This is a genomic window from Streptomyces sp. KR55 (assembly GCF_052245645.1).
Classification (GTDB): domain Bacteria; phylum Actinomycetota; class Actinomycetes; order Streptomycetales; family Streptomycetaceae; genus Streptomyces; species Streptomyces flavusporus.
On record NZ_JBQQCE010001005.1, the window covers coordinates 1 to 654 of the forward strand.

Annotated in this window: 1 pseudogene; it reads right to left on the minus strand. The window is 64.7% G+C overall.

What is annotated here, in order from left to right:
- Positions 1-124: 124 nt before the first annotated feature.
- Positions 125-358: pseudogene (locus ACTWQJ_RS52040) on the minus strand (transposase); the annotation flags it as partial.
- Between the last annotated feature and the right edge of the window lie 296 nt (positions 359-654).

Consider the following 654-nt stretch of genomic DNA (forward strand, 5'->3'; position numbering starts at 1 on the left):
CAACCCGAGCCGGACTTCATCGGATAACCCGATCCATGGATGCATATCCGTGTCAACGAACCAGCGCCCCGGCGGTCACCGCGCCTGGAGAGGAACTACGTGCACCTCTCAAGCAACGGCATTGGCCGTTGTCCACGAGATAGCGGATCGCGTCCAGCATCGCGCGGTGGCAGTACGCCTCCCGCTGGCCGCCCCGACCGCGCAGCCAGGCCGGCACCGGCAGCAGCGGCCGGACCTCAGCCCACTCCGCGTCCGTCATGTCCGAGGGATACCGCCGAACACGTTCCGGATGATCGGCCGCATTCCCGAACCGGTGAGCGACACAATCACACGTCGGTGCAGCCGAGTTGAACTCCACCGGCGCGAGCACGTAAAACTGCGGCAACAGGGTCTCCTGGATCTCGGTTGGCTTCGCAACCCCGCGCTACCAAGAGGCCCTGTTCTCATGCCCGCGGCCAGCTGCGATCACCCGATCGAGACTCCCGTTCGACGCACACCCCTCAAGATCGGAACGACAACAGCTACTTAGCTTGACGTTTAACGTGGGCGGGCTTGGTGTTGCTTGATCGACTCGGCGCGTTTGAGCGTCTTGCCGACGTCGTGGTGCCTGGCCCGGTGCTTGTTCTTCGAGCCTGCAGGCCGTCCCGGCCCTGG